Genomic DNA, 14,167 nt, shown 5'->3' with positions numbered 1-14,167 from the left:
ATTGGTCAATTCATCACAACATTAACAAACGCAGTAGTCGATTGTCTAAATATTCACAATGATCATGTACAAGGCTAATAGCTAATAAGCCATTGCATAGTGGCGTTCAAAGATAGACTCGATCTCTTCAAAGCAGCGTTCACGTGACACATCATGATGCAGACGTGCATAAAAATTGACTTCATTTTCTAGAATGTGAAGAAAGTCCTCATAGTCTTTTTGGAAAAAATCTAGGTCGAGCAAATCGTTACGGCGTGCCTGATGACAGCGATACTTTTCAATAAATTTCAGCAGGTGTTTCTGGTTATGCGTGTTGGTGTGGTAAATCAGATAAGTCGCTGCCGAGCCACAATCTAGACAGCCTTGTTCCAGATAGATTTCTTTATTGTTGAACCAGCAACATTGCAGGGTGAAAAATGCCCGAATCGCTTCGGTGCCTAAAGTGTCCATATCATCTGCCTTTTTCCGGGAATGATTTTATTAATTGATAATTATTCTCAATTATTGTGCGGCAATTTTGGGCTTATAGCTAGGTCTAGCGTAGCGGCCCGTTCTATCCTTGTTTTTTTCAGACTAAGACGTTTTTATGATCAATTCATGACAGTAGAAATTTTTTTTGAACGGCTATAATCAAAAAGCCCTGTCTTAAACAGGGCTTTTTTTATTCGTCCGTCCTAGTCATCCAGACCAGGCCACTGGCGTTGCTCAAAGGCACTGTCCCAGAACAACCATTCCAGACGGGCAGCATCGGTATAAGCGGCATGCATTTTTTCTAGTGTATCGGCATCGACACGCGCCGCAACACGGTCAACGGTCGCAATCACATTCCGCACCGCAGTGTGGAATTCCTCTCCTGAATAGGTGTCCACCCAGGCTTGATACGGATTATTCGGCGCAGAGTTGTCGACAATATCTTTACCAACTTTGGCATAAATCCAGAAACAAGGCAGCAACGAGGCCAGCACCACCGGGTAGCTTTCTGACCAGGCGGTCGAAGTCAGATAAGAAGTATAGTGATGACATGCCAGCGTCAACGGTGTCTGCTCAAATTGCTCTTTGCTAATGCCAAAATCTTGCATAAAGCCATCATGCAGGCTACGTTCCACCACAATCGCAATTTTGGCTGCCTCGGCAAACTGGATTACATCGTCCGCTTCAAAAGCTTTGGCGGCACACACGGCCAGTGCACGGCCATAGGCCAGTAAATAATGCGCATCCTGAATCACATAATGACTAAAGGCTTCGCGGCTTAAAGTACCTTGCGCCAGTTGCTGATTAAAGGGCAGGGCCAGGGTCTTCTGATAAAGTCCGAGATTACGTTGCCATACCTCTTGTGAAAAACTCATGCTGAAAATCCTTTGCAGTTCAAGTTAAACCATGCGGCACTATAGCAAAGATCGGGCTGTTTAAAAGATCGGCAAATTTTAAAAACAGAAAATAAGATAAAACAGCTCAGGAAGTGCTTTGGTTTATGCGCTAAAAGTTTCATAATTAGCTTAACTTTTCCTATTCGTATTGCTGCTCTCTCGCAGCCATACATTTATTTAATTTATCCAAGGTCGTTGTGTATGTTGAAACATTTTGGTTTCTCGATTGCATTTTCGATCGTGTGTCTTGGTTTGTCTGCGTATTGGGGTTATACCCATGGTCCTGACGCAGGCCTGCAAACCATGCTCACAGCGCTGACCATTACCGCTATTCTGGCGATTATGGAAGTGTCGTTGTCCTTTGATAACGCGGTTGTCAATGCCTCAGTCCTACGGGGTTGGGATCATTTCTGGAAAATGCTGTTCCTGACAGTCGGTATTCTGATTGCAGTCTTCGGGATGCGTTTGATCTTCCCAGTGGTCATTGTTGCAGTGACTGCAGACCTGGGCTTTATGGAAGTAGTACGTCTGGCCCTGAATGATCCGAAAGAATATTCAGCACGTTTAATGGCACATCATCCTGAGATTGCTGCTTTTGGTGGTGCTTTCCTGTTGATGGTATTCCTGAACTTCTTCCTGGATGAAGAAAAAGACACGCATTGGTTCAGACGGGTGGAACGCCGTCTGTCCAATCTGGCCAATGTACCGGCGATGTCGGTGTTTATCGCACTGGTAGCCTTGTTAATTATGGCAGCCAATGTCGATGAAGCTAAGCGTCTGGCAGTGACTATGGCGGGGATCTGGGGCATCGTGATTTATATCGGTGTGCAGGTTCTGAGCCATATGCTCGGTGGTGAACCGGAAGTCGATGAAGAAGGCAATGCCATTCGTCATGATGAAAATGGCGTACCGACGGGTGTAGTGAAAGCCGGTATTGGTGGTTTCCTCTATCTAGAAGTCCTGGATGCCTCTTTCAGTTTTGATGGCGTGATCGGTGCCTTTGCGATTACCTCAGACGTGGTCATCATCATGCTGGGTCTGGCAATTGGTGCGATCTTTGTCCGTTCAATGACGATTTATCTGGTTGAGCAGGGCACATTGGATGCTTATATCTACCTGGAACATGGTGCGCATTATGCCATCGGTGCACTGGCTTTCATTATGATTGCCAGCGGAACCGGTCTGCATGTGCCAGAAGTGGTAACCGGTCTGATCGGTGTAGCCTTTATTGTCTGGGCAGTATTTGCCTCGATTCAATACAAAAAGCGTCAGGCGGCTTTAGACAAATAAAGCGCTGTTCCTGAATAAAAAGCGTAGCTCCGGCTGCGCTTTTTTGTTTTTAGATTGGCATCATCTTTATTTCAAATAAAATTCATGTCTTATTAATGAGCTGAATGTCCTATAATCTGGGCTCCAGATTAATTAACCCAATCGCCATAATTTATGATGAATGCTTTAGAACGTCGTTCAACCTTTGCCCTGAGCAGTATTTTTGCACTGCGCATGCTGGGGTTGTTTATGATTATCCCGGTATTTTCTGTGGCAGGGCAGGCATATCAATATGCGACGCCTGCACTGATCGGTTTGGCGGTCGGGGTCTATGGTCTGACCCAGGCACTGTTACAGATTCCATTCAGCCTGATTGCGGACCGTTATAGCCGTAAGCCACTGGTGGTTTTAGGGCTGCTACTATTTGCGCTGGGCGGTGCAATTGCGGCCATGTCGGACACCATTTATGGCGTGATTATCGGCCGTGCAATCGCTGGTGGTGGTGCGGTATCCGCTGTGGTGATGGCACTGCTGGCAGACGTTACCCGTGAAGAAAACCGCATGAAAGCCATGGCCATGATGGGCATGAGTATCGGCCTGTCTTTTGTGGTGGCCTTTAGTCTGGGGCCTTGGCTGACGGGTCTGGTCGGTATCTCTGGGTTGTTCTGGGTGACCACGGTGATGGGCCTGGCGGCGATTGCCATGCTGTTGATGGTGCCTAAAGTCACGCGGCATCATAAAAACTTTCAGCAGGGCTATCTGGCACAGTTGAAACAGGTAATCAAAATCGGAGATCTGAATCGTCTGCATGTGTCGGTTTTTACCCTGCATTTATTGCTCACCGCGATGTTTATCTATGTGCCTTCACAGCTGATCGAATTTGCTGATCTGCCACTGTCCAGTCATGGCTGGGTATATTTGCCGCTGTTGGTACTGAGCCTGTTTTTTGCTTTTCCGAGTATTATCCTGGCAGAAAAATACCACAAAATGCGGGCGATTTTTCTGGTGGCCATTACCGGTATTATTCTGGGTTTAATGGTGATGGCATTTGGTTTTGAATCCAAATATGTCTTGCTGATTGGTTTAGGGTTGTTCTTCATTGCCTTTAATGTGATGGAAGCCCTGTTGCCGTCTTGGTTGTCGAAAGCGGCACCGATCCAGTCCAAAGCGACGGCAATGGGCGTAAATGCCAGCAGCCAGTTTTTAGGGGCTTTCTTTGGCGGTATGATTGGCGGACAATTGCTGCTGCTAAACAATACCTCGATGGGCTGGACTATCCTGACAGGAATCGCGATCATCTGGCTGCTGATGAGTTTTGGCCTGGCTCAGCCACGCTATCTGTCATCGCTGGTACTGCGATTGCCGGAAAGCAGACAAACTGACGAATGGACTTCTCAGCTTTTGGCGATTCGTGGTATTGAAGAGGTCGTGGTGATGTCTGAACAGCAAGTTGCCTATGTAAAAGTCGATAAACAGCAGATTGATGATGCTTCGCGACAACAATTAACGCACTTGTTGGGTAAAGAGGTAGCCATTTAAGCATAACTCTTATAAAGTAAAATACAGAAATATATAGGAAGTAAACGGCAAATGCGTGGTGTAAATAAAGTTATTTTAGTGGGTACTTTGGGTAAAGATCCGGAAACCAAAACTTTTGCAAATGGTGGCTCTCTCACTCAATTTTCGATCGCAACCAGCGATTCGTGGACAGATAAAAGTACCGGTGAACGTAAAGAACAAACGGAATGGCACCGTATCGTGTTGCATAACCGTTTAGGTGAAATTGCGCAGCAATATCTTCGTAAAGGCTCAAAAGTATATATTGAAGGTTCATTACGTACCCGTCAGTGGACTGACCAGAATGGTCAGGAGCGCTATACGACGGAAATCCGTGGTGAGCAAATGCAGATGCTAGACTCTAGCCGTCCTCAAAACGATCAGGGCGAGAGCAGCTTTAACCAGCCACGCTTTAATAACAATAATCAGGCGAACAACAACCAAGGCGGTTATGGCAATAACCCGCAATCGGGTTATGGTTCAGCGCCACAGCAAGGCGGTTTTAACAACAATCAGGGCGGCGGTTATGGCAACAATAACCCGAGTGGTTTTGCGCCGAAATCTGCACCTGCTCCAACAGCAGCGCCTGCAGCAGATCTAGATGATGACTTACCATTTTGATTTATCAGAACGGTAAATTATCATTAAAACCCACCTGAATACGGTGGGTTTTTTATATCCTCGAGATTTATATTAAGTTTGAATAAAGCCCAACTTATTAAAAGAATCATAAATCTTAAAACATCAGGTTGCTTTTGATGGGGACAACTCTGCATCGAGAAAATAAATAAGATAATAAATACTGATAGAAATTTATGATCTAAAAAAGCGATCATTTTTATAAAAACTTGCGGTTTTACCTATTTTAAAATTTTTCGTATTCTAGCTTCACAAGATAAGCAATCCCAGAAATAAGCTAGAGGAAATATCTCATGAGTTTAATCAATACTGAAATCAAACCATTCAATGCAACTGCTTACCACAATGGTCAGTTCATCGAAGTTTCTGAGCAAGACCTGAAAGGTAAATGGTCAGTGGTGTTTTTCTATCCTGCAGATTTTACCTTTGTTTGTCCAACTGAATTAGGCGATCTTGCTGATCAGTATGCTGAATTCCAGAAAATGGGTGTAGAAATCTATGGCGTGTCTACCGATACTCATTTCACTCATAAAGCTTGGCATGATACCTCTGACGTGATTGGTAAAATCCAGTATCCATTGATTGGTGATCCAACCTGGACTTTGTCTAAAAACTTCGAAGTACTGATTGAAGCTGAGGGTTTGGCAGATCGTGGTACTTTCGTGATTGATCCAGAAGGTAAAATCCAGATCATTGAAATCAACGCGGGTGGTATTGGCCGTGATGCACAAGAGCTTCTGCGTAAAGTGAAAGCTGCACAATATGTACATGCGCACCCAGGTGAAGTTTGTCCGGCAAAATGGAAAGAAGGTGAAGCAACACTTGCTCCATCAATCGACCTGGTGGGTAAAATCTAATTCAAACCTAGTTCTTTGAAGCAAAAAATCCAGCACAAGTTGCTGGATTTTTTATTTTTTTAGTTTAGAGATTTATGAATTCTAGACAAAAACATCATGCCATTTGATTTCTATTTGAGAACAAAATGAGAATTGAGGAATTGCACTCTATGCTTTTTAAGCGGCTTATGAGAGGCAATCAAGTAAGCGCAATACCCTGCTGCATGATTGACTAGGCATGAAAACAAAGAAGCCTCTGCTTTCGCAGAGGCTTTTATTTTATAAGGCGCTGTAGTTTCTTGTCGTTTTAAACAATTTTCGCATAAACGCATCTGAATGGAACCGGATGAATTTATGGTTTTCTTATGCTGCGAATCATAGGTATTTTAAAAGTATTTGTCAACCAAGGATTATAAAAATGGTTAATTAAATTAATTGTTTTTAAAGTAATTTTTTTATTTTTTAAATAAAAATATAAATAAAATCCTATATTTGATGGAATTTTAACTAATGCAAAAAAATGAATAAAAAGCAGGTGAAATTGAACAAAAAGGCCTTTACGAAAAACATATATTCTGGAAGATTTTAATAACCTGTTTGATTGGCGCATGGTACATAATTTCTGTAGTTTTTCAATGACGGATGATCAGTTTGGATATCGCAGTAATTGGTAGTGGCATGGCCGGACTGGCTACAGCCAGAATTCTCCAGGACGCAGGGCATCACATCACGATTTTTGAAGCACTTCCAGGTCGCGGCATGGACAGTCATAGCCTTGAATTTGAAGGGGGCCTGATTGACGCACCTTTACGTGTGATGAACCCCTATCTGTGGAAAAACACCCTGAGTCTAGCCACACATCTGGGCATTAAAACTTATCCGGTGCGGACCTATATGGCCTGCAGCTGGTTATTTGAAGATAAAACTGAAACCTGGCTGACCACATCGCGTAGCCGTATTGGCAATATCCCGATCATCAATAACCGGAAAGGCCTGCAACAATATGGCTGGCGTCTGGTCAAAGGCCTGTTGCAGTTAAAAGTTGCATTGACCAAATTCTTTAAATCGAAAAATCAGGACATCAGCCTGGCAGAATTTATCAATCGTAACGAGATTGAAGAAGTGTTCTGGCACGGTGCGGTGATGCCGGTGCTATATACCATCTGTACCTGCAATCCGAAAACCATTGGTGAATGGCCAGCTAAACCGTTGTTAATTTTCCTGCGTCAATTGACCGATGGTGATGCTTTACTGCGTTTGCAAGGCGGTACACCGGCGCTTGTCGACAAGCTGATTGAAGGCATTCATATTGAAGATGGTTCAGCAATTACACTGGTACAAGAGCAGGGCGATCAGGTCAAAGTTGAAAATGCGGCCGGTTATTCAAAACTGTTTGACCGGGTGATTGTCGCGACCCCGACCACCAAAATTGAGCAATTTCTGGATCCGGTACAGTTTGCCAGTGAAATTGAATTATTGAAGAAATTCAAATTCGAACAGGGCGAACTGGTGATTCATACCGATGCCAGCGTGATGCCGCCAAAACGTAAAGACTGGGCCGTACTCAGCTATATGATGGACCGTAAATTTACCCGTCAGCAATTTACCGTGTGGCTTAACTCGATTGAACCTTCTTTGGTCGGCAAGTCGGCCGTGTTTCAGACCTGGCGTCCAGTGACTGACATTGATCCGAAAAAAGTGATCAAATCGGTGATGCTGACACGTGCAGTCGTCGATGCCAATACCGTGGCACTGAATAAGGAATTGCAGCAACGTCATCTGGAAGTCAATCGTAAAGTCTTCTTCTGCGGTTCATGGTCATGTGACGGTTTGCCAATTCTGGAATCGGCAGTGACCTCAGCGATGAAGATTGCAGAAATCTTTGGTGCGCCTTTACCATTTGAGGGTTTAAAACCTGTGGTCGAGGTTGCGCCGCAACTGGGTTATTAATCCATGCAATGGCTTCAGGCACTGCGTCAGCGTCTTCCCCAGCACAAGTATGCGATTGATGCCGCTGTGTTGGGCGATCATGCGCAATTGCCCTGGAGCAATTTAGGGTATTGGCAAGCAGGTCAGCAGGATTATGCGGCTGCCTGTCGTATGCTCACCGATCACCTTGCACAAACTGTAAATTTAAATTCAAAAGATAAACTGCTGGATTTAGGCTGCGGTCAGGGTGCAAGTTTGCTGTACTGGCAACAACACTATCAGGTGCAATATCTGGCGGGGGTTGAGCTGCAGGCTGCTTGTGTAGCTAATATTCAGCAACATCTGCCAGAACTGAATGCCATTTATCAGGCGTCATTTTTGCGTTTAAAAGAATTGCCATTTTCCCAGCGTTTTGATGTGGTGCTGTGTCTGGATGCGGCTTATCACAGTCCTGTGCCTTTATTCTTGGAGCAGATCCGTAGTGTTTTAAATTCAAATGCACGGATTGGTTTTCATCATCTGGTTTTGTCCGAGCGTTGGGAAAATTTAAATGCATTACAACGGCGTAAATATCAGTTTTTATTGAAATCTGCCGATGTGAATTTAAAAGATTTAATGACAGTGGGTGCATTATATGCCTGTCTGGATCGTTTTGAATTTAAAAATATCCAGATTCAGGATCTGTCCGAGCCGGTATTTTCAGGCTTTGCGGATTATGTGCAAAAAACTTTGAATTCAAAAGCATCAGATGATCAGGCTCAAGGTTCAAAACTGGATCATTTTAAAATTCAGATGACAGCGAAACTATGCCGAAAATTATATCAGGAAGGGATTGTGAGATATGTGCAAGTGACGGCACAATCGAAGCACTAGAAAGTGCAAGAAGACTCAGCTGAAAATACCAAAACCCAGAAACATCAAAGCCTCACTAAAAAGCGAGGCTAAGATATGGTGCCGGCACACGGATTCGAACTGTGGACCTACTGATTACAAGTCAGTTGCTCTACCAACTGAGCTATGCCGGCATGGTGGAGTGCATTTTACAGATTTTTTTGGGTCACGCAAGCCAAAAAATAACCGTTTAAACTGTTTCGGCAGGATTTGTTTATTTTGACCCGATGGATGAAAAGTTCTGTTTTGGGCTATGCGCAAAGAAATCGCCCATATGTGAAGATATGGGCGAGGGTGAAAGCACAGGATTGGTTCTGGATATGAGTCGGTTATAAGGTTTATCTGTTTTTTAGGATGCGATCTAATTCTTGTGCACATTCCTCTAAAGTAAAGGCCATATCAAACTGCATTTGAGGTTTGAGTTCTTGAGCGAGGCTTCTCCACTGTTCGATGAGTCTCAAGGCTTTTTGAATTTTATGTTTATTGATGTCCTTGGCAATGGTTGGGGTGTAACCGCCACGTTTTGCATTTTTAATCTGTTTGGCATAGTTTGCGCTGTTATTCATGTTCGCTCTCCGAATAGCAGTGTATCTATTTTTTAACTTCAAATTTGAATGGCCCGGTTCACTTGGTTATTTCTTTCTATCCTGTGGTTTTTATTCTCCTTTTAGTTGATTTATAAGCAACATAACATAGCTTTGATGACAATAAAATTAAGCTATTTCTGTGCCAGTTTTTTGTTTGAACACATAAATAAAAACCTGAAATAAATGGCGTACAGAAACTGCACAATTTATCAGTTTTTTGGCTGATGAAAAATGAAGATTTTTAAAAATAGAATTGAACGTAAGTGTTGTGTTGCAAAAGATTTTTATGAACGAGGATTGATATCAATTCAATGCTCTGATTAAAGTAATGTATAACAATATTTTATAAAATAGGCAGATGATTTTTTTGCTAATCAGATGATGGATAAAATTAAATATAAAAAACCCGAATCATGTGATTCGGGTTTTTAAATTCTGGCGGTGAGAGAGGGATTCGAACCCTCGAAACGCTATAAACGTTTACACACTTTCCAGGCGTGCTCCTTCAGCCACTCGGACACCTCACCATAGGCCGAGGATAATAGCGAAAAAAACCAGCTGTGCCAAGCTGAAACAATTGATTTGCAGAAAAACTTTTAATGCGGTGCTATGATTCGCAAAAATGCTTGTTAAAAAACGAAGACAATATATGCAAAGCACTGCACAAAAGGCAGCTCTCCCAGTGATTACACTGGCTGCGCTTGGGGTCGTTTTCGGAGATATTGGTACCAGTCCGCTCTATGCACTGCGCCAATGCTTCCTCACCGCACACCTCGCCATTAGCGAAGCTTCTGTACTCGGCATCCTGTCCCTGATTTTCTGGTGCATGATGCTTACCATCAGCTTTAAATACGTCATGGTGATCATGCGTGCCGATAACAACGGCGAAGGCGGGATCATGTCACTACTGGCATTAAACCTGCGTACCACACGAATCTCTGATCAAAAGAAAATATTCCTGATCGCTTTGGGTTTTGTCGGCGCATCGCTATTTTTCGGTGACGGGATTATTACCCCGGCAATCTCCGTGCTCTCAGCCATTGAAGGCCTGAGTATTGCCACGCCCATTTTCAATCAGTGGTTGGTGCCTTTATCGATAGGGATTCTGGCCGGACTGTTTATGGTACAGCGACACGGCACAGCCACGATGGGCAAATTTTTTGGGCCTTTAACCATGCTCTGGTTTTTGTCCATTGGCGGTTTTGGTTTGTGGAGCATTATCCAGACCCCATTTGTACTCTGGATGGTGAATCCCTACTGGGCCTATCATTTTGTAGTTGACCAGCCTTATGTGGCTTTTCTGACCATGGGGGCGGTGATTCTGACCATGACTGGGGGGGAAGCGATTTATGCCGATATGGGGCATTTTGGCCGTCTGCCGATTCGTCTGGCCTGGTTCATTATTGTCTTGCCCTGTTTATTATTGAATTATGCCGGGCAAGGCGCCTTGTTACTGCGTAGTCCTGAAGCACTGGCGAATCCTTTCTATATGCTGCTGCCAGACTGGGCTTTGTTCCCGATGATTGGACTGGCGACTGCGGCGGCGGTGATTGCCTCACAGGCGGTCATTACTGGCGTATTTTCTATGGTAAATCAGGCCATTCAACTGCGTTATTTACCGCGCCTGTCAGTCAAGCATACCTCTGCATTGGAACGCGGCCAGATTTATCTGCCTTTCATTAACTGGATGCTGTTTATCTCGGTGCTGATCCTGATTTTACTGTTTGAAAATAGTGCCAATCTGGCGAGTGCTTATGGCGTTGCGGTGACCATGACCATGCTCTGTGGCACCATTTTGATCTCGATTCTGGCTTATGGATTCTGGCGTTGGCCGGTCTGGAAAGTAGCTTTATTTGCTGTGCCATTCCTGGCACTGGATTTAGTCTTTGTGGCCTCAACGTCCTTGAAAATTGCTTCGGGTGGCTGGGTGCCGATTCTGATTGGCGCGGTACTGTTTACGATTCTCATGACCTGGAAAGACGGGCGTGCGTTGGTACTGAACCGGCTGGAACAGGATGCCTTGCCGATTGATCTGTTTATTAAAAGTATTTCGATGGGGGAAGGCACCAAGTTTGTGCCAGGCGATGCCATTTTCCTGACCGGTACACCAAATATTGTTCCGCATGCCATGTTGCATAATATTAAGCACAATAAGGTCTTGCATGAACGCAATATCATGTTGACGGTGATTACCCGGGATATTCCTTTTGTTGACAGGCAGGACCGGATTGAACTGGAAAAACTGAGTGAGCATTTTTACCGGGTGTTTATCTATTATGGTTTTAAGGATCAGCCGAATATTCCGGAAGCTTTACAACAGGCCTATGAGCAATGGGATTTTGAATATGACCTGATGCAGATCAGTTTCTTTATTTCACGTGAACGGATTATGCATACTGTGGGTGAGGGCATGGCACCGTGGCGGGAAAAGCTGTTTATTTCTATGCAACGCAATACCAGTCCGGTCAGTGATTTCTATCAAATTCCACCCAACCGTGTGGTCGAGCTGGGCACCCAGATTCAGATGTAAATAAAATAAAAAAAGCATAAAAAAACCAGAGGCACACTCTGGTTTTTTTATGGGAGAAATAATAAATGAGCTTCAGATTATTGCTCAAGTTCTACCGCAGCTGCTGGCATTTCAGGTGCAGCATTCAAAGGTTCTTCCATCAGCACTGGCTCTGCATCAGATTGAGCCGCAATTTCAGTTTGTTCATTGCTGACGTCTGCTTCAGTCGCAGCCGCTTGTTGCTGTGCTTCAGGCATCGGTTGTTCTGAAGCAATAGCTGCTTGCTGTTGCTCTTCAGAAATTGCTGGTACAGCTGCTTGTTGTTCTTCCAGTGTTGGTTGTTGTTGAGGCGTCGTCATAGACGTGCTGGCTTCTACTTCTGATTCAGTGGCTGGTTCAACCAGATTGGCCGGCACCTCTGCTTCATTCATACCTGGTTCTGTGACAGGTGGTTGAGGAGAAACAGTACCTGAATTTGGTGCCTGAGTCATTGCTGGATCATTGGGCATTGGTGCCTGTGTGTTTGGCATGGCTGGTTGCGGTGCTGCTGCACGCGGATCGACCAGACGAATCTGACCAGAGTTCACCAAGCTTTCTAAAGAGGCTTCCTGACCATTCACCTTGGTACTAATTTTAGCTTTAGACAAGCTTTCAAGTGTTTCACCTGGTTGAACCGGTGGCTCAGCAAATGCAGCTACGCTGATCACACTTGTGAATAATCCTAAACCTAATGCTTTAGAGAGTTTGGAATTCATGATTGACACCATTGCTAATAATTGTACGAATTGAGATAGGCCGTTAGCTTTACACACTCAATCTACTGAGCCAAACAAAGCTACGCAAACACCGAGAAACCTCATTTAAAAAGAAATAAAATTAGACAGTTTGTTACAACTGCCCGGGATTTTGGATACTTATTGTTTATTTAGTAAACGAATGGTAGAGCCAAGATATACTTCACTTATACAGCTTGTTAAGCTCGGTCAAAATCTGTATTGATCTAAAAAGTACGTGTAAGAATGGCCAAGAAGCAGCGTAAACCCAAGAACTCTTTTTTTCAGTTTTTAAATGATAATAGTATTAAAGTCATTCTGGGCGTGGTGGCTTCGAGTAGCTTCGCCATCGCTTTTGGTCAGGAAAAAATCAGTCAGTGGGTGTCACTATCCTCTTCCAGTGATTCTGCCTGTCTGAACCAGTTTTATCGTGATGTACCGCCATATTTGATGAAAGACAGCCTGAAAAAAGACAGCTATTCGCTGTGTTTTAATGGCTTTAATGTCGGTTATTCCGGGGTATCTAAAACGCCACTTTGGGTTGCAGAAGCCTTAACGCCAGCACGCTTAAGCCAGAAAATTCCCCGTGAAGATAATTTTCATGAAGAAGATCGGGTCAGTGCGAAGCATCGTGCCACATTGGCGGATTATCGTGGTTCAGGTTATGACCGCGGTCATATGGCGCCGAATGCGGATATGCCTAACAAGGCTGCGCAGTCTGACAGTTTTTCATTGGCCAATATGGTGCCGCAAGCGCCCAAGAATAATCAGCAAGTCTGGCGTGAGCTGGAAGAAGCCACTCGTGCCATTGTGACCAAGCAGAAACAGGATGTTTATGTGGTAACCGGGCCGGTCTTTGCCGGGAAGAAGCTGAAAACCATTGGCAATGGCGTGATTGTGCCAACTGCGGTCTATAAGGCAGTTTATATGCCGAAAACTGGTGCTATTGGTGCTTACTATGCACCGAATGACAATTCACTCAAAGTGCGTATTGTCAGTGTCTGCTATCTAGAAGAACAGCTTGGAATTAACCTGTTTCCGCAGCTTACCGAAGAGCAGAAGCGCAATACCTATAAGCTACCACTGACCGGAAATGCCGTAAAAGCCAACCAGAAAATTGAATACTCTAATTGGGATGCAGAAAGCCAGTGTGCCGAAGAGGTTTCTGAAGAAAACCTGCAGGCATTACAACGCGAGTTTAAGTCTTCTGGTTCAGGCAGCTCGACCTCCTCAGCGACTGGTGGCGCGATAGACAACGCGACACAAGATGCCATCGTAAAACAGCTGATTGATGCCTTGTTGCAATATATTTTGCAGCTGTTGAAATAAGCTTGCTGAAAAAACCAGGATTCGGGTAGCATCGACATCAGACGTTCATGGAAAAATAACAAAGACAGGTGAAGAGGATATGTTTAAAGCATTTGAAAATGGCAGTGAATCCCATGCCATTCATGATCTGACTTTGGAAAATGATCTAGACTGCGTCAGCCTGTATGGCAACTTGCAAATCACCAAGGATCAGCAGGGACTGAAAGTGGCCAAAGCCTTGCAGGCTTTTCTGAATGATGTGGTACAACAACTAGAAAACACGCCGGACTTGCCAGAAAAAATTCAGCGTGATGATCTGGATGAAATTGAAAATCCATTTTTATAAGCATTTTTAAGCGCGATGATCTGCATGCTCCATGTGAAACATGCAGAAAAATGGTATTTAGAAATCCTGACTTTTTAGAAGGCTTTTATTGAAAAGCTTAATTTCTCTGCTCCCGTAATATCTCCAAACACCAGCCAGAATGTGCCGAGCAATTCG

Annotated in this window: 13 protein-coding genes and 2 tRNA genes; 9 read left to right on the top strand and 6 right to left on the bottom strand. The window is 44.2% G+C overall.

Annotated features, from left to right (window positions below; all coding sequences use genetic code 11):
• Positions 1-81: 81 nt before the first annotated feature.
• Positions 82-450 carry a hypothetical protein gene (locus AC1IR0_RS04925; protein WP_409651543.1) on the bottom strand — a complete coding sequence of 123 codons (369 nt, stop codon included), beginning with the start codon at positions 448-450 and terminating at the stop codon, positions 82-84.
• A 224-nt stretch (positions 451-674) separates the two neighbouring features.
• Positions 675-1,346, bottom strand: a complete 672-nt coding sequence (gene tenA, locus AC1IR0_RS04920) for a thiaminase II (protein ID WP_409651546.1) — start codon at positions 1,344-1,346, stop codon at positions 675-677.
• Between the two features lie 222 nt (positions 1,347-1,568).
• Here tenA and AC1IR0_RS04915 point away from each other — a divergent pair, with 222 nt between their 5' ends.
• From AC1IR0_RS04915 to AC1IR0_RS04890, 6 genes are all read left to right on the top strand, one after another.
• Positions 1,569-2,657, top strand: coding sequence for a DUF475 domain-containing protein (locus tag AC1IR0_RS04915; RefSeq protein ID WP_004647275.1), 1,089 nt, complete (start codon positions 1,569-1,571; stop codon positions 2,655-2,657).
• A gap of 153 nt (positions 2,658-2,810) precedes the next feature.
• Complete coding sequence (locus AC1IR0_RS04910) at positions 2,811-4,175, top strand: MFS transporter (protein ID WP_016807025.1); 1,365 nt, start codon at positions 2,811-2,813, stop codon at positions 4,173-4,175.
• Positions 4,176-4,226: 51 nt separating this feature from the next.
• Positions 4,227-4,814: a single-stranded DNA-binding protein gene (ssb, locus tag AC1IR0_RS04905; RefSeq protein ID WP_004281391.1), complete on the top strand. Its 588-nt coding sequence runs from the start codon at positions 4,227-4,229 to the stop codon at positions 4,812-4,814.
• A gap of 311 nt (positions 4,815-5,125) precedes the next feature.
• Positions 5,126-5,689: an alkyl hydroperoxide reductase subunit C gene (gene ahpC / locus AC1IR0_RS04900; protein ID WP_004278673.1), complete on the top strand. Its 564-nt coding sequence runs from the start codon at positions 5,126-5,128 to the stop codon at positions 5,687-5,689.
• Between the two features lie 621 nt (positions 5,690-6,310).
• Positions 6,311-7,618: an FAD-dependent oxidoreductase gene (locus AC1IR0_RS04895; protein WP_409651554.1), complete on the top strand. Its 1,308-nt coding sequence runs from the start codon at positions 6,311-6,313 to the stop codon at positions 7,616-7,618.
• Positions 7,619-7,621: 3 nt separating this feature from the next.
• A complete protein-coding gene (locus tag AC1IR0_RS04890; RefSeq protein ID WP_071850246.1) occupies positions 7,622-8,470 on the top strand; it encodes an SAM-dependent methyltransferase in 849 nt (282 codons plus the stop codon).
• A 76-nt stretch (positions 8,471-8,546) separates the two neighbouring features.
• Here AC1IR0_RS04890 and AC1IR0_RS04885 read toward each other — a convergent pair.
• The 3 genes from AC1IR0_RS04885 to AC1IR0_RS04875 form a co-directional block, all read right to left on the bottom strand.
• Positions 8,547-8,622 (bottom strand) — tRNA-Thr (locus AC1IR0_RS04885).
• A gap of 204 nt (positions 8,623-8,826) precedes the next feature.
• Complete coding sequence (locus AC1IR0_RS04880; protein ID WP_004647282.1) at positions 8,827-9,054, bottom strand: hypothetical protein; 228 nt, start codon at positions 9,052-9,054, stop codon at positions 8,827-8,829.
• A 457-nt stretch (positions 9,055-9,511) separates the two neighbouring features.
• Positions 9,512-9,602: transfer RNA gene (locus tag AC1IR0_RS04875), tRNA-Ser, on the bottom strand.
• Positions 9,603-9,724: 122 nt separating this feature from the next.
• Between AC1IR0_RS04875 and AC1IR0_RS04870 the strand changes: the two genes are divergently transcribed.
• Complete coding sequence (locus tag AC1IR0_RS04870) at positions 9,725-11,605, top strand: potassium transporter Kup (protein ID WP_005105382.1); 1,881 nt, start codon at positions 9,725-9,727, stop codon at positions 11,603-11,605.
• Positions 11,606-11,682: 77 nt separating this feature from the next.
• Here the strand turns inward: AC1IR0_RS04870 and AC1IR0_RS04865 are convergent, their stop codons facing one another.
• Entirely contained in the window at positions 11,683-12,339 is a 657-nt protein-coding gene (locus tag AC1IR0_RS04865; protein ID WP_479741209.1) for a hypothetical protein, read from the bottom strand.
• A 264-nt stretch (positions 12,340-12,603) separates the two neighbouring features.
• Here AC1IR0_RS04865 and AC1IR0_RS04860 point away from each other — a divergent pair, with 264 nt between their 5' ends.
• A complete protein-coding gene (locus tag AC1IR0_RS04860) occupies positions 12,604-13,686 on the top strand; it encodes a DNA/RNA non-specific endonuclease (protein ID WP_004278667.1) in 1,083 nt (360 codons plus the stop codon).
• Between the two features lie 79 nt (positions 13,687-13,765).
• Positions 13,766-14,011 (top strand): hypothetical protein, encoded by a 246-nt coding sequence (locus tag AC1IR0_RS04855; protein ID WP_004278666.1) that lies wholly within the window; start codon positions 13,766-13,768, stop codon positions 14,009-14,011.
• Positions 14,012-14,167 lie beyond the last annotated feature (156 nt).

This window comes from Acinetobacter sp. 129952, assembly GCF_056642055.1.
This window is presented reverse-complemented; position numbering and strand designations above follow the sequence as displayed.